Annotated in this window: 22 protein-coding genes; 9 read left to right on the top strand and 13 right to left on the bottom strand. The window is 70.4% G+C overall.

The window, feature by feature from the left end; translation table 11 throughout:
• Window positions 1–3: 3 nt before the first annotated feature.
• From OG446_RS28095 to OG446_RS28045, 11 genes are all read right to left on the bottom strand, one after another.
• Window positions 4–492 (bottom strand): NUDIX hydrolase, encoded by a 489-nt coding sequence (locus tag OG446_RS28095; RefSeq protein ID WP_219568050.1) that lies wholly within the window; start codon window positions 490–492, stop codon window positions 4–6.
• On the bottom strand, window positions 482–1,231 hold the full coding sequence (gene lepB / locus OG446_RS28090) for a signal peptidase I (protein WP_328896621.1): 750 nt from the start codon (window positions 1,229–1,231) through the stop codon (window positions 482–484). Before lepB (OG446_RS28090) ends, OG446_RS28095 begins: the two co-directional genes overlap by 11 nt.
• 49 nt (window positions 1,232–1,280) lie before the next feature.
• On the bottom strand, window positions 1,281–2,180 hold the full coding sequence (gene lepB, locus OG446_RS28085; protein WP_328898436.1) for a signal peptidase I: 900 nt from the start codon (window positions 2,178–2,180) through the stop codon (window positions 1,281–1,283).
• Window positions 2,077–3,156 carry a signal peptidase I gene (gene lepB, locus OG446_RS28080; protein ID WP_328896620.1) on the bottom strand — a complete coding sequence of 360 codons (1,080 nt, stop codon included), beginning with the start codon at window positions 3,154–3,156 and terminating at the stop codon, window positions 2,077–2,079. Before lepB (OG446_RS28080) ends, lepB (OG446_RS28085) begins: the two co-directional genes overlap by 104 nt.
• Window positions 3,149–3,919: a signal peptidase I gene (lepB, locus tag OG446_RS28075; protein ID WP_328896619.1), complete on the bottom strand. Its 771-nt coding sequence runs from the start codon at window positions 3,917–3,919 to the stop codon at window positions 3,149–3,151. The genes lepB (OG446_RS28080) and lepB (OG446_RS28075) overlap by 8 nt, the downstream gene beginning before the upstream one ends.
• Window positions 3,920–3,964: 45 nt before the next feature.
• Complete coding sequence (gene rplS, locus OG446_RS28070; protein ID WP_136329605.1) at window positions 3,965–4,315, bottom strand: 50S ribosomal protein L19; 351 nt, start codon at window positions 4,313–4,315, stop codon at window positions 3,965–3,967.
• Between the two features lie 126 nt (window positions 4,316–4,441).
• Complete coding sequence (trmD, locus tag OG446_RS28065) at window positions 4,442–5,263, bottom strand: tRNA (guanosine(37)-N1)-methyltransferase TrmD (RefSeq protein WP_328896618.1); 822 nt, start codon at window positions 5,261–5,263, stop codon at window positions 4,442–4,444.
• On the bottom strand, window positions 5,263–5,868 hold the full coding sequence (gene rimM, locus OG446_RS28060) for a ribosome maturation factor RimM (protein WP_328896617.1): 606 nt from the start codon (window positions 5,866–5,868) through the stop codon (window positions 5,263–5,265). Before rimM ends, trmD begins: the two co-directional genes overlap by 1 nt.
• Window positions 5,869–5,947: 79 nt before the next feature.
• Entirely contained in the window at window positions 5,948–6,187 is a 240-nt protein-coding gene (locus OG446_RS28055) for an RNA-binding protein (RefSeq protein ID WP_003980229.1), read from the bottom strand.
• Between the two features lie 2 nt (window positions 6,188–6,189).
• On the bottom strand, window positions 6,190–6,633 hold the full coding sequence (rpsP, locus tag OG446_RS28050) for a 30S ribosomal protein S16 (RefSeq protein WP_148021156.1): 444 nt from the start codon (window positions 6,631–6,633) through the stop codon (window positions 6,190–6,192).
• Between the two features lie 157 nt (window positions 6,634–6,790).
• A complete protein-coding gene (locus tag OG446_RS28045; RefSeq protein WP_136329609.1) occupies window positions 6,791–7,384 on the bottom strand; it encodes a hypothetical protein in 594 nt (197 codons plus the stop codon).
• Between the two features lie 594 nt (window positions 7,385–7,978).
• Between OG446_RS28045 and OG446_RS28040 the strand changes: the two genes are divergently transcribed.
• Window positions 7,979–8,824 (top strand): SAM-dependent methyltransferase, encoded by an 846-nt coding sequence (locus OG446_RS28040; protein WP_328896616.1) that lies wholly within the window; start codon window positions 7,979–7,981, stop codon window positions 8,822–8,824.
• A gap of 59 nt (window positions 8,825–8,883) precedes the next feature.
• Here the strand turns inward: OG446_RS28040 and ftsH are convergent, their stop codons facing one another.
• The gene (ftsH, locus tag OG446_RS28035) at window positions 8,884–10,800 is read right to left on the bottom strand and encodes an ATP-dependent zinc metalloprotease FtsH (protein ID WP_328896615.1); all 1,917 of its coding nucleotides are present in this window, start codon (window positions 10,798–10,800) and stop codon (window positions 8,884–8,886) included.
• A 127-nt stretch (window positions 10,801–10,927) separates the two neighbouring features.
• Here ftsH and yhfZ point away from each other — a divergent pair, with 127 nt between their 5' ends.
• The 8 genes from yhfZ (at window position 10,928) to OG446_RS27995 (ending at window position 18,695) form a co-directional block, all read left to right on the top strand.
• Window positions 10,928–11,869 carry a GntR family transcriptional regulator YhfZ gene (yhfZ, locus tag OG446_RS28030; RefSeq protein WP_328896614.1) on the top strand — a complete coding sequence of 314 codons (942 nt, stop codon included), beginning with the start codon at window positions 10,928–10,930 and terminating at the stop codon, window positions 11,867–11,869.
• Window positions 11,870–11,966: 97 nt separating this feature from the next.
• Window positions 11,967–12,353 carry a transcriptional antiterminator gene (locus OG446_RS28025; protein ID WP_328896613.1) on the top strand — a complete coding sequence of 129 codons (387 nt, stop codon included), beginning with the start codon at window positions 11,967–11,969 and terminating at the stop codon, window positions 12,351–12,353.
• A 59-nt stretch (window positions 12,354–12,412) separates the two neighbouring features.
• Entirely contained in the window at window positions 12,413–12,769 is a 357-nt protein-coding gene (locus tag OG446_RS28020; RefSeq protein WP_328896612.1) for a DUF2620 domain-containing protein, read from the top strand.
• Window positions 12,770–12,816: 47 nt separating this feature from the next.
• Complete coding sequence (locus OG446_RS28015; RefSeq protein ID WP_328896611.1) at window positions 12,817–14,154, top strand: YhfT family protein; 1,338 nt, start codon at window positions 12,817–12,819, stop codon at window positions 14,152–14,154.
• A 47-nt stretch (window positions 14,155–14,201) separates the two neighbouring features.
• A complete protein-coding gene (locus tag OG446_RS28010) occupies window positions 14,202–15,155 on the top strand; it encodes a phosphotriesterase family protein (RefSeq protein WP_328896610.1) in 954 nt (317 codons plus the stop codon).
• Between the two features lie 2 nt (window positions 15,156–15,157).
• Window positions 15,158–16,273 (top strand): aminotransferase class V-fold PLP-dependent enzyme, encoded by a 1,116-nt coding sequence (locus tag OG446_RS28005; RefSeq protein ID WP_328896609.1) that lies wholly within the window; start codon window positions 15,158–15,160, stop codon window positions 16,271–16,273.
• Between the two features lie 2 nt (window positions 16,274–16,275).
• Window positions 16,276–17,442 carry an alanine racemase gene (locus tag OG446_RS28000; protein ID WP_328896608.1) on the top strand — a complete coding sequence of 389 codons (1,167 nt, stop codon included), beginning with the start codon at window positions 16,276–16,278 and terminating at the stop codon, window positions 17,440–17,442.
• A gap of 11 nt (window positions 17,443–17,453) precedes the next feature.
• The gene (locus OG446_RS27995) at window positions 17,454–18,695 is read left to right on the top strand and encodes a phosphopentomutase (protein ID WP_328896607.1); all 1,242 of its coding nucleotides are present in this window, start codon (window positions 17,454–17,456) and stop codon (window positions 18,693–18,695) included.
• A 64-nt stretch (window positions 18,696–18,759) separates the two neighbouring features.
• On the opposite strand, the gene ffh is transcribed toward OG446_RS27995, so the two are convergent.
• Entirely contained in the window at window positions 18,760–20,313 is a 1,554-nt protein-coding gene (gene ffh / locus OG446_RS27990) for a signal recognition particle protein (protein WP_328896606.1), read from the bottom strand.
• Window position 20,314: the final 1 nt, after the last annotated feature.

Raw genomic sequence — 20,314 nt, 5'->3', positions numbered from 1 at the left:
CGCTCAGGCGATTTCGGGGGCGAGAACCAGCGGCGTACGCGGAGGACCCTCGTCGAGCAGCGTGCGCAGCAGCTCGGCGAGTCTGGTCGGGTACACCGTCTCACGCGCCGCCGACAGTTCGGCGGAGGTCCACCACCTCAGACCCGCGACACTGCGGCGTTCCAGCCCGGTCTGCCCGCTGGTGTCCGTCGCGGTCTGCGTCGTGCGGGCCAGGAAATACCACTCGTCCTGCTCCCAGCGCCGCCCGTCGAACGGGAAGGAGCACATCCGCTGCCAGAGCAGCGGGCCCAGCTCGACATCCGTGATCCCGGTTTCCTCGGCCAGCTCGCGCAGGGCGGCCTGCTCGCGGGTCTCGTCGCCTTCGAGGCCGCCGCCGGGGGTGAACCACCAGGTGCTCCCAGGGTCCTCCGGTTCGAACCCGTGCATCAGCAGAATGCGGTCCTCCGGATCAAGGAGCACCAGGCGGGCGACCTTGCGTGCCTCAGCGGGCACCTGCGGTCACCGTCTCCCGCTTGTTCCGCCTCGACCGGGCGGACCGCGCCGCGACCGGCCCGTACACGGCACCACCGAGGATGAGCACCACGCCCGCGGCCATGGCCCCGAGCTGAAGCTTCAGCGGCCCCTGAGCGGACACTCCGCCGGGCAGGGAGGCGAAGGCCTGCGGCCGCCCGATCATGCCGCCCAGCGGCCAGGCGACGGCATCCACCCGGGCCTGTACGGCGCTGCGCGGCACCGCGCCCTGGTCGCCCTCCTCCAGGTGGACCCGGGAATCCAGCGAGGACCTGCGGTCGTCACCCAGGAGAAAGAGCTTGCCCTGCGGCACCTCGGCCGTGAAGTCGTTTCCCGAGGCGGGTTCACCGGCCCGAAGATACGGTTCCGCGACGGGTACGCCGTTGACCGTGAGCCGGCCGTCCTTCTCGCAGCAGGCGATCTTGTCGCCGCCGATCCCGACGACCCGCTTCACCATCGGCATGGCACCCCACGCCTGATCCGTGAACACCACCACGTCGCCCCGGCGCACCTCGCTGCCGTCCACGCGCTGCGCGAGGACCCGGTCGCCGGCGTTCACCGTCGGGGTCATCGACTCGGTCGGCACCGTGTACGGCCGGTACACCACGGCTGCCCAGGCGAAGCCGCCGAGGAAGAGCACACAGCCGACGGCCACGGCCAGCCCCGACAGTTTGCTGCCGAGCCGGCCGCGGCCGTCTCCCGTACGTCCTGTTGCACTCATCGCAGCGTCCCCCATCGGAGATCGACAATCGCTGATCCGAGTCGGCACCCTACCCGGCGGTACGCCCGCCGGTCAGCCTCCGTCGCCGCCAGAACACGAGGGGCAGCGCACCGGCTACACCGAGTGCTCCCGGCGCCAGCCCCATCGCGGCGTTCAGCCCCGGCTGGTCGAAGGTCTTCGGGATCGGCAGAGTCGCCCAGCGGTTGACCGGCCACGCGATGACCACGGCACGGCCGACCACCTCGTCGGTGGAGACGGTGCCGCCGCCCGGCAGCTCCTGGTGGTACCGCGAGTCGAGGGAGTTCTGACGGTGGTCGCCCATGACCCAGATGCGGTCCTTGGGAATCTTGATCGGGCCGAACGGCTCGTCGTTGCAGGGAGTGTTGCCCTCGAAGATGAACGACTTGTCGTCCAGTGCCTTGCCGTTGACCGTGACCGGCCCGTCCTTCTTGCACTCCACCGTGTCACCGCCGACCGCGATGACGCGCTTGATCAGGTCCTTCTCCTCGGCCGACGGCATCAGACCGATGAAGCTGAGGAACTTCTGCACCACGTTCGGGTCGGGTGCGGCGGTGTCCTCCAGCCAGCCGCCCGGGTCGTGGAAGACGACCACTTCACCGCGCTCGGGCTCCGAGCCGAACCACGGCGTCAGCTTGTCCACCAGCACCCGGTCGCCCCGCTGAAGCGTGTTCTGCATCGAGTCCGAGGGAATCGAGAACGCCTGCACCAGGAATGTCTTGATCAGCAGCGCGAGGATGAGCGCGATACCGATGAGGAGGGGCAGCTCCTTCCAGAAGGAGCGGGGCTTCTTCTGCGCCGTGCTGCCACTGCCCGGGGAGCCGCCGTCACTCTCCGTCGAGTCCGCCGTCGTCCCGTCGGACTCGGCGTTCCCCGGATTGTCCGGCCGGTCCTCGGGTTCGTCGTGTCCGGATCGTGCGCCGACCGCCAAATCCCCCACATCCACTCCTTATTCCGTGCCACCGCCTGCGCCCTAGCCGGTGCAGGCCCACCACTCCCATAACGAGCGGGAGTTCCGCAGGGGTCGGGAGCCGGATCAATCCGTTGGGATCCTGGGACACACTATTCGACGGCCGGGGGGCAGCCGCCGTCCCGGCGCGCGCGTCCGGGACCGAGGAGAAGGCAGATCGTTCCTCCAGCTCGCGCCAGTGGCCGAAGGGCCAGGCGATCACCACGGCACGGCCCACCACGGCATCCTCGGAAACCGTGCCGTGACCCGTCTTGTCCAGGTGGAAACGCGAATCGGCGGAATTGGAGCGGTGGTCCCCCATCACGAAGATTCTCCCGGCTGGAACCTTTACCTCGAATTTGATCGTGGAGGGCGAATCGCCGGGATAGATGTAGGGCTCGTCGACCGCCACCCCGTTCACGATGAGCCTGCCGTCCTGCTCGCAGCACTTCACCGTGTCGCCGCCCACGGCGACCACCCGCTTGATCAGGTCCTGCTCGTCGTCGGAGGGCAGCAGCCCGATGAAGGTCAGCACCTCCTTCACCTGCTTGATGACGACGGGGGACTCCTCGGTCTCCCCCACCGGGTTCGGCGGCGGCCAGTCGGAGGGGTTCTTGAACACGACGACGTCGCCGCGCTCAGGCTTCGACCCGAACCAGGGCGTCAGCTTGTCCACGAGGACCCGGTCACCGATCCGGATGGTCTGTTCCATCGACCCCGACGGGATCACGAAGGCCTGCACCAGAAACGTCTTGAGGACCAGGGCGATCAGCAGGGCCACGGTGATGAGGAGGGGTATCTCCTTCACCGCCGACCTGCGCCGCTTCCGCTTCACCTTGCGGGCGAGCTTGCGCCGCTCCGCGCGGGTCGGCAGCGAGCGCGCGGCTGTCGGCCGGGTCCCGGTGGGCAGCGGGATCTCCGGATCCGCGGCGCCGTGCCTCCGCCCGCGGTTACCCATGCGCCGGACCGGGAGCGGGTATGCCGTCGAACGCGGCAGTGTCCGGAACGGCGCCCAGCCGGCCCAGCGGCCAGCCGAACCAGTCGGCCCTGCCGATCACCTTGTCGACGGGCACCATGCCGCCGCCCGGTTCGCCCAGGTGGTCGCGGGAGTCGCGGGAATTGCTCCGGTGGTCGCCCATCATCCAGAGCGTGCCGTCCGGCACGACGATGTCGAAGGGCACCCGGGACGGTGCGTCCCCCGCGAACAGGTAGTCCTCGTTCACCGGCCGGCCGTTCACCTCGACCCGCCCGCGTCTGTCGCAGCAGACCACCCGGTCACCCCCCACGCCCACCACCCGTTTCACGAAGTCGGTCTCGGCGGGCTCCGCGAGCCCCAGGGAAGCCGCCGCACCGTGCAGCAGCCCGGTCACAGGGTTCTCCGGCGGCGTCTCCTGAACGAAGGATCCGGTGCCGTCAAAGACCACCACGTCGCCGCGCTGGGGTACGGAGCCGAAACGGTACGCCAATTTGTTGACGAGCACCCGGTCCCCGATCTGCAGGGTGGACTCCATCGAGCCACTGGGGATCAGGAAAGGCTGCACCACGAACGTGCTGAAGAGCAGCACGCCGACCGAACAGACGGCCCCGAGCGCAAGGGTGCGCCGCCACGACACCGTGGCGGCGAAACGGTCCGTGATACGCGAGAAGCGCGACCCCTCCTCCGATCCCGTAGTGGGTGCGGAGGAGCGATCGCGCTCCAGGTGCTCTGCTTCCGTGTCCATCGGGGCCAGAGCTTATCCGGCCGTCCTGTGGACCAGGGAGTCAGCTCAGCGGTCGCGCTTCTCCTTGATCTTCGCGGCCTTGCCGCGCAGCTCACGGAGGAAGTACAGCTTGGCGCGACGCACGTCACCGCGGGTGATGAGCTCGATCTTCTCGAAGATCGGGCTGTGCACCGGGAAGGTGCGCTCGACGCCGACCTGGAAGGAGACCTTGCGGACCGTGAAGGTCTCGCTGATGCCCGCGCCCTGGCGGCGGATGACAATGCCCTTGAACTGCTGGATACGGGAGCGGTTGCCCTCGATCACGCGGACGTGGACGTTGACGGTGTCGCCGGGGCGGAAGGCGGGGACGTCGGTACGCAGCGAAGCGGCGTTGACGTCATCGAGCAGGGAAGCCATGGTGTCTGCTTTCTTCGCCGATGCCACAGGTCATCGACGGGAGAGTGGTGAGTTCGGGGTGCTGATCGCGTCGGACGGGCGTCTTTCCCCCTGTGGCAGGGGCGCACGCGGACGTACAGCAGCGGCCTATTCTTCCACGGCCTGGGGCCTGCGCCAAAATCGGCCGCCGGGCTCCGGTGACCAGCCGAGGATGGAGAGCATCTCGCGGTCCTTCTTGTCGAAGGCGCTCGCCTCGCAACGCTCGATCAGATCGGGCCGGTTGAGTGCGGTACGGCGGAAGGCCTCGTCCCGGCGCCAGCGCGCGATCCGCCCGTGATGGCCGCTGAGCAGCACGTCAGGGATCCCCCGGCCGCGCCACTCGGGCGGCTTGGTATAGACGGGGCCCTCCAGCAGGTTGGCCATCGCGCCCGGGGCGAAGGAGTCGTCCCGGTGCGACTCGGCGTTGCCGAGGACGCCGGGCAGCAGCCGGGCCACCGCCTCCGTGATGACCAGCACCGCGGCCTCGCCGCCGGCCAGCACGTAGTCGCCGATGGACACCTCGACGACCGGCATCCGGGTGGCGTACTCCTCCGTCACCCGCCGGTCGATGCCCTCGTAACGAGCCGGGGCGAAGATCAGCCAGGGCTGCTCGGACAGCTCGACGGCGAGCTCCTGGGTGAACGGCCGGCCGCTCGGGGTGGGGACCACGAGCACCGGGGAGTGCGCCCCGGACTCGTATCCGTCCGCCAGTGCCTCGTCCAGCGCGTCGCCCCAGGGCTCGGTCTTCATGACCATGCCGGGGCCGCCGCCGTAGGGGGTGTCGTCGACCGTGTTGTGGCGGTCGTACGTCCACTCCCGCAGATCGTGCACCTGTACGTCGAGGCGCCCGCGGGCGCGGGCCTTGCCGACGAGCGAGACGTTCAGCGGCTCCAGGTACTCGGGGAAGATCGTGACGACGTCGAGGCGCATCAGGCGTCTTTCCCGGCGTCGCCGGAACCGGCCTGCGAGGACCCGTCCGCCGCGGAGTCCGCTTCCTCGTCGCGCGTCGACACCACGATCGCCTGGCTCTCGTCGATCAGCCCGGGCGGCGGCGTGATCACCGCGCGCTGCTCCTCCAGGTCGATCTCGGAGACGATCTCCTCGACGAACGGGATCATGACCTCGGTGCCGTCCGGACGCTCCACGATGAAGAGGTCCTGGGACGGCAGATGCGTGATCTCGGTGATCCGGCCGATCTCGGTGCCGTCGGCGAGGACGACGTCGAGGTCCATCAGCTGATGGTCGTAGAACTCCTCGGGGTCCTCCGGGAGTTCCGCCGGGTCGACCTCGGCGATCAGCAGTGTGTTGCGCAGCGCCTCGGCGGCCGTACGGTCCCGTACGCCCTCGAAACGCAGCAGCAGCCTGCCGCTGTGCACCCGGCCGGTCTCGATCGTCAGCGGCCCCGTGGAGGCCGGCTCGGTGGCCAGTACGGCGCCGGGCCCGAGCCTGAGTTCCGGCTCGTCCGTGCGCACCTCGACGGTGACCTCGCCCTTGATGCCGTGGGCGCGACCGATCCGCGCGACTACCAACTGCACCTTGTGTCTCTCCTGTCGTACGACGACGGGCCGGGGTGGGCGCATGGCCCTCCCCGGCCCGTGCCGGTGTTCAACTCTGTCAGCGAACCTGGTCCACATCGACGAGGTCGACGCGGATACCGCGGCCGCCGATGGCGCCCACGACGGTACGCAGCGCGCGTGCGGTGCGGCCGTTGCGGCCGATCACCTTTCCGAGGTCATCCGGATGGACCCGAACCTCGAGCACACGACCACGACGCAGGGTGCGCGAGGCGACCTGCACGTCGTCGGGGTTGTCGACGATGCCTTTCACGAGGTGCTCGAGAGCCTCCTCGAGCATGCTCAGGCCTCGGTCGACTCGGCGGGCGCGGCAGCGTCAGCAGCCTCGTCCGCCTTCTTGTCGGCCTTCTTCGCCTTCTGCGTGATGGCCTCGCCCTTGGACTCCTCGCCGGCGTCCTTGGTGAGGGCCTCGAACAGGGCGCGCTTGTCAGCCTTGGGCTCCGGCTGCAGCAGCGGCGCGGGGGCCGGGAGGCCCTTGTGCGCCTGCCAGTCACCGGTGAGCTTCAGGATGGCGAGAACCGGCTCGGTCGGCTGGGCGCCGACGGACAGCCAGTACTGCGCACGCTCTGCGTTGACCTCGATGCGCGAGGGGTTCTGTACCGGGTGGTACAGGCCGATCTCCTCGATGGCCCGACCATCACGGCGGGTACGGGAGTCGGCGACGACGATGCGGTAGTGAGGCGAACGGATCTTGCCCAGACGCTTCAGCTTGATCTTGACTGCCACGGAAGTGGTGTCTCCTGGTCTATGACGTGGTTGGGCACAACTAGATGCCACGTGGGGTTGCGGTACTCGGAGTGCCCGATGGACGCGTCAGCCGGAGGAGAGAGGGGTCCTGTGCGACTGTCGAGTACAGCTAGCCATTGTGCCACACCACGCCGCCTCACCCCACCGCGACCACTGCCTCCGGGATCCGGAACGGCTTTCCGCAGCCGCCGCAGACGATCGGGGCCTGCGCGAGGACCGACGGGACGACGCGCACGTTGCGACCGCAGTCGCAGACGGCCTTGACCCGGACGCCTCCTCCGGAGGAGCCGTGCCGGGCCGCGGGCCCGCGGAAGGAGCGCTTCGTGTCGGCGGCGGTGGCCACGGTGTGCGCCTTGAGGGCGCGCTGCAGCCGTTCCATCGTCGGCCGGTACCGGCGCTTGGCCTCGGGATTGAGCGTGACGAGCGAAAAGCCGCTGCTGGGGTGGGGTTCCTCGGCATGATCGAGGCCCAGCTCCTCGGCGATCGCGAGGAATCGACGGTTGTGGTATCGGCCGGCGCGCGAGGTGTCACGGACACCTCGGGCGGCGGCAATGCCGTGGACTGCCTCATGGAGCAGTCGCTCGAAGGAGAGCTCGGCGCCACAGGCGGACGAGGACTCTCCGATCAGGGACTCGGGCGCGGCAAGATCGGGCAGCTCGGAGTGGTACCGCTGAATGTCGGCCCACGCCTGTGCCAGCTCTGCGGCAAGTACAGGTGGTGTCGTGCTCACGTCGTGACAACGAGCGCGAGTGCCCCGGTGTTCCGATTCCGGGCCATCCCAAATATTTTGCACGTACCAGTCAGTTGCCGTTCATGCGTCCTGACGAGGGCGGGTGCGCTGATCTGCGGAGAAGACGCACAGCTCACACCAAGGTGGTACGTAGCGCCGGGTACGCCCCGGCGCGTAGACGGCGCGTACGCCCGCCCGCCGATGGCGCGGGCGCCGGGCCCGGACACCGACAGTACCCGCGGCGCACCGCCCGCCCCGCACCCCTCCCCCGAGCAGCGCCGCAGGCGGCGTCCGGCCCGGGCCGGAGCGCTCGACGTGCCCGCCCCCGCGCGCCGGGTGAGACTGGACCGCAGCACGGGAAAGCGGAAACGCCGGGCACCCCTGTCCACGGGCGCCCGGGCTCCGGGCGCATCGCGTGCCGCCACCGCGGGCAACCATTGCCCGTGGACCCCTGGACGCGGCGGCGGATGCGCAGTTCTCTGGCATACGGGGGAAGCGCGGACGTACGACCACGGGGAGATCGTCCATTCAGGCTCGACCGATCGGTACGGCCGACCGGTATGACCGGCATCTCGGCGGATTGGGGCGCATTCCATGACACCAACGCTCGTCCGGCACCACACGCAGGCGGAGCCGTCCGCGTCCGTGGACACCGGTTCCCGTGCCCGCGACTGGGCCGAGATCCAGGAGCGGATGCTCGCGCCGCTCTACGAGGCGGTGTACACGCGGCTCGAAGTCGGACCCGCCACGCGCATGCTCTCGCTCGGCTGCGGATCCGGGCTCGCGCTGCTGATCGCGGCCGGCCGCGGAGCCCACGTCACCGGCGTCGATCCCGACCTCGAACGTCTGTCACTCGCCCGGATCCGGCTGCTGCCCGGTCCGGAGGAGGAGAGCGGGCCCGGATCCGCCGAACCGCAGCTGCTGGAGTCCGTTCCGGCGCCGGCGCCGGGTCATGAGCCCTACAACCTGATCACCGCCTTCACCCCGATCGGCTGCTCCCCCGACGACGGGGAGGAGCTGGTGCGGACGCTCGGTGCCGCGGTGCCCTCGGCCGGCCGGCGCAGCACGGTCGTCCTGACCGGCTGGGGGCCGCCCGAGCGGTGCGCCACCGATGCCGTGCTGCGGGTGGCGACCCGGCTCGCGGAGGGGCCGGACGCCGTGAACGGGCGTGGAGCACGGCGGGACGACCTGGAGAACGTGGCGTTCCGGTCCGGTCTGCGGCCGGACGGCTCGGGGCGGGTGGCGTGCCCGTTCGGCTACGCGGACGTGGACAGCGCGGTACGGGGCCTGCTGTCGACGCGGCTCTTCGACGCCGCGGTACGGGCGACGGACCGGTCCCAGGTGGAGAAGGAGGTCGCGGAGGCCCTGCATCCGCATCTGCGCCGGGACGGCACGGTGTGGATGCCGAACGTGTTCCGCTACCTCGTCTGCACCACGTAGGACCTCACGGAACCTCGCAGGACGGTGGCCGGCCCGTGTGCGGGCCGGCCACGGAAGGGCTACTTCGCCAGCCGGGTGATCCCGGCCGCCCGGTAGGCGTCCGCCTCGTCCAGCGTCTCGTTCGCCAGCAGCGCCGCGGCCAGCGAGTCGAGCCGGTCCCGGTTCTCGCGCAGCAGTCGGCACGCGTCCTCGTAGCACTCGTCGACGATGCGCCGCATCTCACCGTCCACCGCGTCCAGGGTGGCCGGCGCTGCCGAGAGTCCGTACGCCTGCTGCGCATCACCCGGGATCGCCGTCAGCCGGCCCACCTTGTGGCTCATGCCCCAGCGGCCCACCATGCCGCGGGCGAGGTGGGTGACCTGCTCCAGGTCGCTCTCCGCTCCGGTGGTGATGACGCCGAACACCACCTGCTCGGCAGCCATGCCGCCGAGCGCACCGATGATCCGGCCGCGCAGGTACTCCTCGGTGTACGCGTACTTGTCGGCGTCCGGCGTCGAGAGCGTGACGCCCAGCGCACGGCCACGCGGCACGATGGTGACCTTGCGGACCGGGTCCGCGCCCGGCTGGAGCATCCCCAGCAGCGCGTGCCCGCTCTCGTGGTAAGCGGTCCGCCGGCGGTCCTCGTCCGACATGACGAGCGAGCGTTCCGCCCCGAGCTGTACCTTCTCCAGCGCGTCCGAGAAATCGGCGCCGTTCACCTTGGGCTGCCCCCGCTTCACCGCGAGGAGCGCGGCCTCGTTGGCGAGGTTGGCGAGATCCGCGCCGGACATTCCCGGGGTCGTGCGGGCCACCTGGGACAGGTCCACGTCGTCGGCCATCGGGATCTGCCGGGTGTGGATCTCCAGGATCGCCTCGCGGCCCGTCTTGTCCGGCGGGCTGACCTGGACGACGCGGTCGAACCGGCCGGGCCGGGTGAGCGCCGGGTCGAGGACGTCGGCGCGGTTGGTCGCCGCGAGGACCACCACGCCCTCCGAGCCGGAGAAGCCGTCCATCTCGGTGAGGATCTGGTTGAGCGTCTGCTCGCGCTCGTCGTGCCCGCCCATGCCCGAGCCGCCGCCGCGGGCGCGTCCGATGGTGTCGATCTCGTCGATGAACACGATGGCGGGGGCGACCTTGCGCGCCTCGGCGAACAGCTCGCGGACCCGGCCGGCCCCGACCCCGACGATCATCTCGATGAACTCGGAGGCCGAGGCCGAGAAGAACGGCACCCCCGCCTCTCCCGCGACCGCCCTCGCCAGCAGCGTCTTACCCGTACCGGGCGGGCCCGCGAGCAGCACGCCCCCGGGCATCCTGGCGCCCATCTTCCGGTAGGCGGCCGGGTTCTTCAGGAAGTCGACGACATCGTTGAGCTCGCCCTCGACCTCGTCGATGCCCGCCACGTCCTTGAACGTCGTACGCCGGTCCCCCTCCAGCTCGACCGGTTTCGGCGGGGCCTTGCGGCCGAAGCCGCCCATGCCCCCGCCCATCCCGCCGCGGGACATCCGCCGGGCGATGAACACCCACAGCAGGACGAGCAGCAGCATCGGCGCCAGCGAGATCAGCAGGTTGGCGAGAAAGCTGCGCTCCTGGACGACCGGTTCGGCGGTGACGGTGACGTTGTCCTTGACGAGTTCGCCCCAGAGGTTGTCATCGGCGAAGGCGGGCCGCTGCGTGACGAACTTCGTGTACTTCTCGTCGCCGCCCGGGACCTTCGCCTCCTTCTTCAGCTGCCCCTGGATGGCATCGCCCTTGGAGTAGATCTTGGAGACGTTGCCCGAGGTGACCTGCTTGCTGAACTCCGTGTACGCGATCGTCGGCTCGTCCTTGCCGTTGAAGAACGACAGCACCAGATTGGCGATCAGGTAGACGGCCAGCGCGGTGAGCAGAAGTCCGCCCCAGCCTCCCGGCATCTTCCGTCCGGGTGGCGGCGGTTTCGGTGCGCCCTCGGAGCGCCAGGGCTGGTCGGTGCGGTCGCGGGGAGGTACCGGGTTGGTCACGTGTGCTCCTCTACCGACGGCGACTTATGGCCGACATTAAGGGAGAAATCACACAAAAACCTCCGGAGTATCTGACACCTCGTAAGAATCCTTGTCAATATCCAGAATCCTGTTTACTGTTCCCTTCGTGAACGCTTTCGATGACCGCTTCCTCACGCGCAACGGACTGGCAGCCCGCCAGCTCGCGGTCCTGCTGCTCAACCACGAGCCGGACACCCGGCTGCCCCGGGTGCGGGACTACGCCGAGGAGCTGGGCTGCGGAAACGGCACGGTCCAGGCGGCCCTGCAACTGCTGGAGGAGTCCGGGGCCATCGGGACGACCGCCCGGGGACACCTCGGCACGTTCCTCGTCCACTCGGACCGCTCCATACTCTGGCGGCTCTCCGGACTCGGAACACTGCTGGCCGCGATGCCCCTGCCGTACTCCCGCCGGTACGAGGGCCTGGCGACCGGGCTGCGCAGCGCCTTCGAGGAGGCCGGCGCGCCCTTCGCGATCACCTTCATGCGAGGCGCCGGAGCCCGTACCGCCGCACTGCTCGAAGGCAAGGTCGACCTCGTCGTCCTCTCCCGCTTCGCCGCCGACGAACTGATCGCCGAACATCCGGTGGAGCTGGTGGCCGACCTGGGGCCCGCCACCTATGTCGGTGCGCACGGCATGCTCCTGCGGCACGGGGTGGACGTGAACACGCCGGGCCTGCGGGTGGCGGTCGACCACGCGTCGGAGGACCTTCGGATGCTGGTGGAGCGGGTCTTCGCCGGGCGGGACGACATCCAGTGGCTGGAGGCCTCGTACATGCAGCTGCGCGATCTCTTCGCCCGTGCCGAGGTCGACGCCACCGTCTGGAACCTCGACGAGGTACAGGACCGGCTCGGGCTCGGCCTCGTCGACGTGCTCCCGCTGGGGGACGAGGTCACCCGCGAGCTGTCACTGCGCAACTCCAGCGCGGCGATCATCGGCCGGACCGACGGGACCAAGGCCCTGGCCGCCGTCCGGGACTCACTGAACCTCTCGCTGATCACCTCGCTCCAGCGCGAGGTGCTCCAGGGCACGCGCGTGCCCTCGTACTGACCGGCCCGGCGGAGAGGACCAAGGTCCTGCCTTCACGGGACCTTCGCCCCCATCAAAATACAAAATCCTGGTTACTGTCGATTTTAGGAGGATCTCCATGGACGACCAGCTGGCACTGCGAATTCAGCTCTTCCGCGAAGGCGGACAGATCAAGCCCGAGGTCGCCGACTTCGTCGAGGCCGAGCTGGCCGGCCTCGAAGCGGAGGGCCGCACCGTGACCGAGGCGACCGCGGGCATGCTGACCAGTCATCTGATGATGGCGCTCACCCGGCTCCTGAACGGCGAGGCCATCGAACAGTTCCTCACCGACGACCAGGTCGCCGCCGAACTGGCCGGACACCCCGACGCCGTCTCCCGCGCCCGCGCCGTCGCCGAGCGCGCCCGGCGGGAACTCGGGGCCGCCCTCCCGGAGTCCGAGGTCAACTTCCTCGGCATGCACCTCGCGGTGCTGTCGCAGCAGACCCCCGCCACACCCTCCTCCTGACCACTCCGCCCCCGGGGCCGGCGCGATCCGGCCCGGACCACCACGGAAGAAGCACAGCCATGACGAAGATCCTCGCAGGCGGCGTCGGCAAGACCGAGGTCACCAGCACCATCAAGCAGCTCGGCATCGACGGACTGGACATCGTCGCCTCCAGCGACATGGACGCCGCGATGAAGCTGCGCGTCGGACAGGCCGACTACTACCTGGGCACCTGTCACACCGGCGCGGGCGCCTCGCTCGGCGTGCTCGTCGGCCTGATGGGCAGCGCCGTCTGCCACACCTTCGGCCGCAGCGTCCCCACCGAGGAGCAGATCACCGCACTGCTCGACGAGGGCAAGAAGGTCTTCGGCTTCTCGATGGACCAGATCGACGCCATCGCCCCTCTCATGGCGCGCGCCATCGCCGCCCGCGGCTGACCCCAGCCACCCAGATCTGATCGCCCCGGGCACAAAGGAGTGACCCCGTGAGCACCACACTCGCAGCCGGTGCAAGCCTCGATTTCTCGCTGGCCCAGCAGCTGACCGTCATAGCCCTCTGTGCGCTGACCGCGTACATCTCGCACATGGCACTGGCCGTCTTCAACGACGGCGTACGTCCGTTCCTCCTGGACTTCATCCAGGGACGCACGACCCGCAGCGCGACGACGGCGGTCTCGTTCGGACTCTCGGCCGGGTTCATCTTCGGGCTCGGCGCCCCGATGGCCCTGTCCACCGGTGTGCTGAACCCGTGGCTCCTCTTCCTGCCCACCGACATCCTCGGCATGCTGTCGCCGAAGAAGTGGCTCGCACCGATCCTCGGCGGCGCCTGGGGCGCGGTCGTCGTCTTCGGCCTCAACGGCGCCAACAACGTGGCGCACGACCTGCCGGTCGACTTCATCACCGCGATGCAGCAGATGTCGACCCCGATCCTCTTCCTCTTCACGCTGTTCCCGGTGCTGGCCATCACCAAGCAGTTCGGCCGCAAGTGGGGCGGCATCGCGGGGCTGCTGGAGTTCGCCCTGGTCGTCATGACCATGAAGCTGTGGCCCAACATGTTCGCCGGCGCGCTGGCGATGGCCGTCGGCGTGCTGATGCTCATCGGTCTCGCCGTCGCCAAGGACCTCGCCCAGCGCAAGGCCGACAGGGCCGCGGGCGTGAGCGAACCGGTCGTCGAGGGCGACGATCCGATGGCCTCCCTCTTCAGCGCCAGCGCGGCCCGCCTGCGCAGGTACCTTCCCCTGTTCATGGTGCTGGGCGCCGGAGTCTGTGTGCTCGCCCAGATGCACATATTCGGCGGCGGCGAGGCAACCAGCTTCCTGATCGCCAAGGGGAACTACTCCGAGGCCGCCCAGGTCGACTTCTACCGGGTCTTCGGCTTCATCCCGCTGATCGCGACCACCGCGCTGGCCTCCGGCGCGTACGGCATCGCAGGCTTCACCCTCGTGTACCCCATCGGCTACCTGATGCCGAACCCGTACGTCGCAGCGATCGTGGGCGCCCTGGTCTTCGCGGCCGAAGTGCTGGCCCTCTCCTACATCGGCAAGCTCCTCGGCCGGCTGCCCAGTGTCCGTGACTCCTCGGAGCACCTGCGCAGCGCGATCAGCGACACCCTCCAGCTGGCGATCCTCTTCGGTTCGCTGATGGCGGCCAACGCCATGGGCGGCGGCCTCGGCATCCTCGTCGTCGGCGGGCTCTACCTGCTGAACGAGGCCATGGGCCGGCCAATCGTGCGCATGGCCGCGGCACCGGCCGCGGTGATCGTCGGCGGCATCCTCCTCAACCTCCTGTACTGGCTGGACCTGTTCACACCGATCAAGGGATAGCGCCCCTCCCCTGATCGCGCAGGCCAACCCAGGAAGGACCCCCCACGATGAACAGCTCCGCCCCCGTGCTCCGTACCGTCCTCGGAGATCTCGTCCCCGACGCGGTACGCGGCCCGGCCCTGGCCCACGAACACCTCGTGCTCGACCTCGACCACCGGGGTGACGGCGCCGCCGTGCTCGCCCCCGGCCGGCACACCGCCGCCGTCACCGCCGAACTGGCCGCACTCCGCGAGGAGTACGGACTCGCCCTCGTCATCGAGCTGACCTGCCGCGGCATGGGCCGCGACGTGCGCACCCTGGCCCGGATCTCCCGGGACGCCCAGGTCGCCGTCGTCGCCGCGACCGGCTGGTACTACGAGCCGTTCCACACCCCCGAGATCGACCGCGGCAGCGTCGAGGAGCTCACCGCCACCCTCGTCCGCGAGATCGACGACGGCATCGACGCCACCGGCATCCGCCCCGGCGTCCTCGGCGAGATCGGCAGCCACGGAGACACCCCGACGCCGTCCGAGAGCAAGGTGCTCCGCGCGGCGGCGCGGGCAGCCGGAGCCACCGGCCTCTCCGTCTCCACCCACGCCCAGCTCGGCCGCGGCGGCCTCGCCCAGCTGGAGCTGCTCACCGCCGAGGGCCTTCCCCCGCACCGCATCGCGATCGGCCACCAGGACCTGCTGGACGACCGGGCGGTGCACCGGGAGCTGGCCGCGAGCGGCGCGTACGTCGCCTTCGACACCGTCGGCAAGGACGGCTACCAGAGCGACGACACCCGGCTGCGGCTGCTGCTCGCCCTCCTGGAGGCGGGGCACGCCGACCGGGCCCTGCTCAGCTGCGACATCTCCCGCCACGGCTACCTCACCTCCGAGGGCGGCCAGGGCTACGGCCACCTGTTCGGCAGCTTCCTGCCCAAGGCCCGCGCGGCAGGCGTGGACGAGGACCTGATCGACCTGATGACCCGCCGCAATCCGCTGCGCTTCCTCACCGGCGCGAGCGTGGAGGAGATCTGACCATGAACCCCGTACTCCCCCGGACGTTCCCGCTCGCGACCGTGGCCCCGGCCGACGCCGTCGCCCGGCAGTTCCGGCTCATCGAGGCCACCGCCCGGCACTTCGAGGGCCCGCAGCTCTTCGCCTCCGACGCCGGGGTGGTGCCCGGCCTCGGACGCCCGGCCACCACCGCCCGCGTCGAGGCCGTCCTCGCCGACTTCTTCGGTGCCGAGGACGCCGCGTTCGTCCAGGGCGCGGGCACCGGCGCGATCCGGGCCGCCCTGAACGCCGCCGTCCGGCCGGGCGACCCCCTCCTCATCCACCGCGCGCCCGTCTACCGCACCACGGAGGTCACGCTGCGCGGCATCGGCGTCCAGACCGTCGAGGCCGACTTCAACGACCCCGACGAGCTGCGCGAGGCGCTGGAGTCCGGCCGGTTCCGCTGGGCGTTCGTCCAGCACACCCGGCAGCGGCTCGCCGACTCCTACGACCCCGGAGCCGTCCTCGCGGCCTGCCGGGCGGCCGGTGTCCGCACCGTCGTCGACGACAACTACGCCGTGATGCGCACCCCGGCGGCCGGGGTCGAACTGGGCGCCGACGCCTCCTGCTTCTCCCTGTTCAAGCTGCACGGCCCGGAGGGCGTCGGCATCGTCGTCGGCGCCCGCGACCTGGTCGAGCACATCCGGCGGGACAACTACTCCGGCGGCGGCCAGGTCCAGGGCCACCAGGCGCTCGACGCGCTGCGCGCGCTCACCCACGTACCGCTCATGTGGTCCGTGCAGTCCCAGGTCGGCGCGGAGGTCGCCGAGCGGCTGGCCGCGGGTGAGGTCCCCGGTGTCGCCGAAGTGCGGATCGCCAACGCGCAGGACCGGTGCCTGCTGGTCCGACTCGACCGGCCGGTCGCCAGGGAACTGCCCGCCGTCGCCGCCCGCTTCGGCGCGGCCCCCTACCCCGTCGGTTCCAACTCCCGTTACGAGATCACGCCGCTCTTCTACCGGATGTCGAGTTCCGCCCTGGACGACTCACCCGAACTGGCCGACTGGACCGTGCGCATCAACCCGATGCGGGCGGGCGCGGACCTCGTGATCGAGATCCTGCGCCGCTCGCTGGCCGCCCTGAACGACCCGAAGGACCACTGACCGTGTTTCTCGACACCGTACTGACCCGCAACCCCGGGCTCGTCGAGGCCGCGGCCGCGCTCCACCGCGACGGCGAAATCCCGCCCGACACCTATGTGATGGACCTGGACGCCATCGAGGCCAACGCCGCGCTGCTGGCTGCCGAGGCCGAGCGGGTGGGCATCTCGCTCTGGTTCGTCGTCAAACAGCTCGGCCGCAACCCCGAACTGATCCGGGCCATCGCCCGCCACATCCCCCGGTACGCCGCCATCGACCCGTCCGAGGCCCGCACCCTGCACGCCGCCGGCGCCCGGGCCGGCAACCTCGGACACCTCGTCCAGATCCCCCGCCGCACCCTGCCCGAGATGCTGGCGTGGCGCCCCGAGACCGCCACCGTCTACGACCTGGCCAACGCCCGTGCGGTCTCCGACGCCGCCGAGCGGCTGGGGTTCGTCCAGGACGTCCTGATCCGCCTCGAAGGCGCCGAGGGCAGCGTCTACCCCGGCCAGGAGGGCGGCGTCCCGCTCGCCCGGCTCGACGCCTTCGCCGACGCCGCCGAGCGGCTGCCCGGCATCCGGATCGCGGGCGTGACCGCCTTCCCGTGCGTGCTGTGCGACCCCGGGACCGGGGTCCCGTACGCCACACCCAACTTCGCCCTCGCTCTCAAGGCCCGCGAGACACTCGCCGGCCGCGGCCACCAGGACCTCAAGCTGAGCGCTCCCAGCGCCACCTCGATGGCCTCCCTGCCACTGCTCGCCGGCCTCGGCGCCACCCACGGCGAGCCGGGCCACGCCCTGACCGGCACCACCCCGCTGCACGCGCTCGACCCGTCGCAGCCCGAGACGCCCGCCTACGTGTACGTCACCGAGGTCGCCCACACCCTGGACGACGGCCGCCCGGCCGTCTTCGGCGGCGGGTTCTACGCCCGCTCCCACATCAGGAGCGCCCTGCTGCCGCGCACCGGCGCACGTCTGAACGTGCAGGACGCGCCCGCCGAGAACATCGACTACTACCGGCTGCTCGACGCACCCGCCCCCGGACAGGACGTCCGGCTCGGCGACACCGCGCTGCTCGCCTTCCGCACCCAGATCTTCGTCACCCGCTCGACCGTCGCCGTCGTCTCCGGAATCGCATCCGGTGCGCCCCGTCTGAACGGTCTGTACGACGCCCAGGGCCGGTCCCTGAGCTGAGGAGGCACCCCATGGCCAAGACCGTCATCGTCGTGATCGACGGATTCGGAATCGGCGCCATACCCGACGCGGGCACCCAGCGCCCCGGCGATCTCACCGCCGACACCTGCGGACATGTGCTGGACCACTGCCGGGAGGCGTTCGGCCGCCCACTGCGGCTGCCGGTGCTTGGCTCGCTCGGTCTCGGCCTCGTCCACCCGCACCCCGACCTCGCCCGGCGCACCCATCTGCCCGTCGCCGCGGGCCGGGCGGCCCTCGGCTATCCGGGCGCCGACACCTTCGCCGGCCACCAGACCATGATGGGCGCCGACTTCAGCCGGGTCACCGTCGCCCGGCTCGCCGACCACATCGGCGAGGTGACCGCCGCCCTCGAAGAGGCAGGCCACCGGGTCGAGCCACTGGACGGCAAGCCCCTCCTGGTCGTCGACGGCACGGTCCTGGTCCACGACAACCTGGAGGCCGACCCGGGGATCAACTGGAACGCCTCCGGGCGGTTGGAGGACCTGCCCTTCGACGGCCCGGGCGGCATCCTCGCCGTGGCCCGCACGGTGCGCACCGTCGCCCCCGTGGCCCGGGTCATCGCGGTGGGCGGGCACGCGGACGGCCCGCTGGAGCGCTTCGTGCGGGCCGGCGAGGAGGGCACGGTCGGCCTCGACACCCCCGCCACCGGCTTCTACCGCAACGGCGGCCTCGAAGTGCAGCACCTGGGCGCCGACATCGACCACACCCGCCAGCTCCCCGACCTGGCCGCCCGCGCGGGCATCCCCGTCACCCTGGTGGGGAAGGCCGCCGACATCCTGGCCTGCGACGCCGCCGTCCGGTTCCCCGCCGTGGCGACCGCGGACGTCCTCACACACACCCTCGAAGCGGTACGCGCCCCCGGCGACGGCCTGGTGGTCACCAACATCCAGGAGACCGACCTGGCCGGGCACCAGCAGGACACCGAGCGCTACGGACATCTCCTGGAACAGGCCGACGCCGGACTGGCCGCACTCGTCGCCCTGCTCGACGCACCCGGTGACCGCCTCATCGTGACCGGCGACCACGGCAACGACCCGACGGCCGGGCACGCCTTCCACACCCGTGAGTACGTTCCCGTCCTCATCCACCGGCCCGGCGCGGACGGCGTGGAGCTGCTGCCGGACTCGGGGAGCCTGGCGGATGTCGGCGCGACCGCCGCCGTGTCGCTGTCGCTGGACCCGGAGGGCCTGGCCAACGGCCGGGAGCTGCGGACGGGCCGACGGGCGGCCTGACCCGGACATGTGTGAGGGGCGCCCGCCGGAAGCGGGCGCCCCTCTCACATGCGTCAGCCGGCTGTCAGCCCATGAACTTCTTGAACTCGTCCGGCAGCTCGAAGTTCTTGTCGGCCTGACCGGCCGGCAGCCCGAGCGCGCCGCCCTGGGCCGCCTGCTCACGGCGGGCGGCCTCGGCCGCTTCCTCGGCCTTGCGCTTCATCGGGTTGCCGCTCTTGCGCTTGCCCTTGGCCTGCTTGACCTGCTTCTTCTGCCGGCCGGGACCGCCGCCCATGCCCGGCATCCCGGGCATCCCCGGCATGCCGCCGCCCTGTGCCATCTTCGACATCATCTTGCGGGCCTCGAAGAACCGCTCGACCAGGTTCTTCACGGCGCTGACGTCGACACCGGAACCCTTGGCGATACGGGCCCGCCGCGAGCCGTTGATGATCGTCGGCTCGGCGCGCTCCTTCGGGGTCATCGACTTGATGATCGCGGCGGTGCGGTCGACATCGCGCTCGTCGATGTTGTTGATCTGGTCCTTGATCTGCCCCATGCCGGGCAGCATCCCGAGCAGCTTGGAGATGGAGCCCATCTTCCGGACCTGCTCCATCTGGGCCAGGAAGTCGTCGAGGGTGAAGTCCTTCCCGCCCTTGCTGGACGCCAGCTTGGAGGCCATTTGAGCGGCCTCTTCCTGGCTGAAGGTCTTCTCCGCCTGCTCGATCAGGGTGAGCAGGTCACCCATGTCGAGGATGCGGGAGGCCATGCGGTCCGGGTGGAAGGCGTCGAAGTCCTCGAGCTTCTCACCGTTCGACGCGAACATGATCTGCTTGCCCGTGACGTGGGCGATCGACAGGGCCGCACCACCGCGGGCGTCACCGTCGAGCTTGGAGAGGACCACACCGTCGAAGCCGACGCCGTCGCGGAAGGCCTCGGCGGTGTTGACCGCGTCCTGGCCGATCATGGCGTCGACGACGAAGAGGATCTCGTCCGGGCTGACGGCGTCGCGGATGTCCGCGGCCTGCTGCATCAGTTCCTGGTCGATACCGAGGCGGCCGGCGGTGTCGACGACGACGACGTCGTACTGCTTGGTCCGGGCGTACTCGATCGAGTCCTTGGCGACCTGGACCGGGTCGCCCACGCCGTTGCCCGGCTCCGGCGCGTACACCGCGACGCCCGCGCGGTCGGCGACGACGCTCAGCTGGTTCACGGCGTTGGGGCGCTGGAGGTCACAGGCGACGAGCAGCGGGGAGTGGCCCTGGCCCTTGAGCCAGACGCCGAGCTTTCCGGCGAGGGTCGTCTTACCGGCACCCTGGAGACCGGCCAGCATGATCACGGTGGGGGCGGTCTTGGCGAACCGCAGCCGACGGGTCTCGCCACCGAGGATGGAGACGAGCTCCTCGTTGACGATCTTGACGACCTGCTGGGCGGGATTCAGCGCCTGGGAGACCTCGACGCCGCGCGCCCGCTCCTTCACGTTGGCGATGAAGGCCCGGACGACGGGCAGCGCGACATCCGCTTCCAGCAGGGCGATACGGATCTCGCGAGCCGTGGCGTCGATGTCCGCCTCGGACAAGCGGCCCTTGCCCCTGAGGTTCTTGAAAGTCGCGGCAAGGCGGTCGGAGAGAGTATCGAACACG

The sequence above is a fragment of the Streptomyces sp. NBC_00236 genome, assembly GCF_036195045.1.
In the GTDB taxonomy this organism is placed as follows: domain Bacteria; phylum Actinomycetota; class Actinomycetes; order Streptomycetales; family Streptomycetaceae; genus Streptomyces.
The sequence above is the reverse complement of the archived record's forward strand: the minus strand, read 5'-3'. Positions and strand labels throughout refer to the sequence as shown.

Excerpts from the sequence above, each read along its gene's own strand:
- lepB (WP_328896620.1), bottom strand. The coding sequence starts at position 3,156 with ATGGGTAACCGCGGGCGGAGGCACGGCGCCGCGGATCCGGAGATCCCG.
- OG446_RS27995 (WP_328896607.1), top strand. The coding sequence starts at position 17,454 with ATGGCCAAGACCGTCATCGTCGTGATCGACGGATTCGGAATCGGCGCC.
- OG446_RS28040 (WP_328896616.1), top strand. The coding sequence starts at position 7,979 with ATGACACCAACGCTCGTCCGGCACCACACGCAGGCGGAGCCGTCCGCG.
- OG446_RS28020 (WP_328896612.1), top strand. The coding sequence starts at position 12,413 with ATGACGAAGATCCTCGCAGGCGGCGTCGGCAAGACCGAGGTCACCAGC.
- OG446_RS28055 (WP_003980229.1), bottom strand. The coding sequence starts at position 6,187 with ATGCTCGAGGAGGCTCTCGAGCACCTCGTGAAAGGCATCGTCGACAAC.
- OG446_RS28005 (WP_328896609.1), top strand. The coding sequence starts at position 15,158 with ATGAACCCCGTACTCCCCCGGACGTTCCCGCTCGCGACCGTGGCCCCG.
- lepB (WP_328896619.1), bottom strand. The coding sequence starts at position 3,919 with ATGGACACGGAAGCAGAGCACCTGGAGCGCGATCGCTCCTCCGCACCC.
- OG446_RS28010 (WP_328896610.1), top strand. The coding sequence starts at position 14,202 with ATGAACAGCTCCGCCCCCGTGCTCCGTACCGTCCTCGGAGATCTCGTC.
- OG446_RS28025 (WP_328896613.1), top strand. The coding sequence starts at position 11,967 with ATGGACGACCAGCTGGCACTGCGAATTCAGCTCTTCCGCGAAGGCGGA.
- lepB (WP_328896621.1), bottom strand. The coding sequence starts at position 1,231 with ATGAGTGCAACAGGACGTACGGGAGACGGCCGCGGCCGGCTCGGCAGC.
- trmD (WP_328896618.1), bottom strand. The coding sequence starts at position 5,263 with ATGCGCCTCGACGTCGTCACGATCTTCCCCGAGTACCTGGAGCCGCTG.
- rplS (WP_136329605.1), bottom strand. The coding sequence starts at position 4,315 with ATGGCTTCCCTGCTCGATGACGTCAACGCCGCTTCGCTGCGTACCGAC.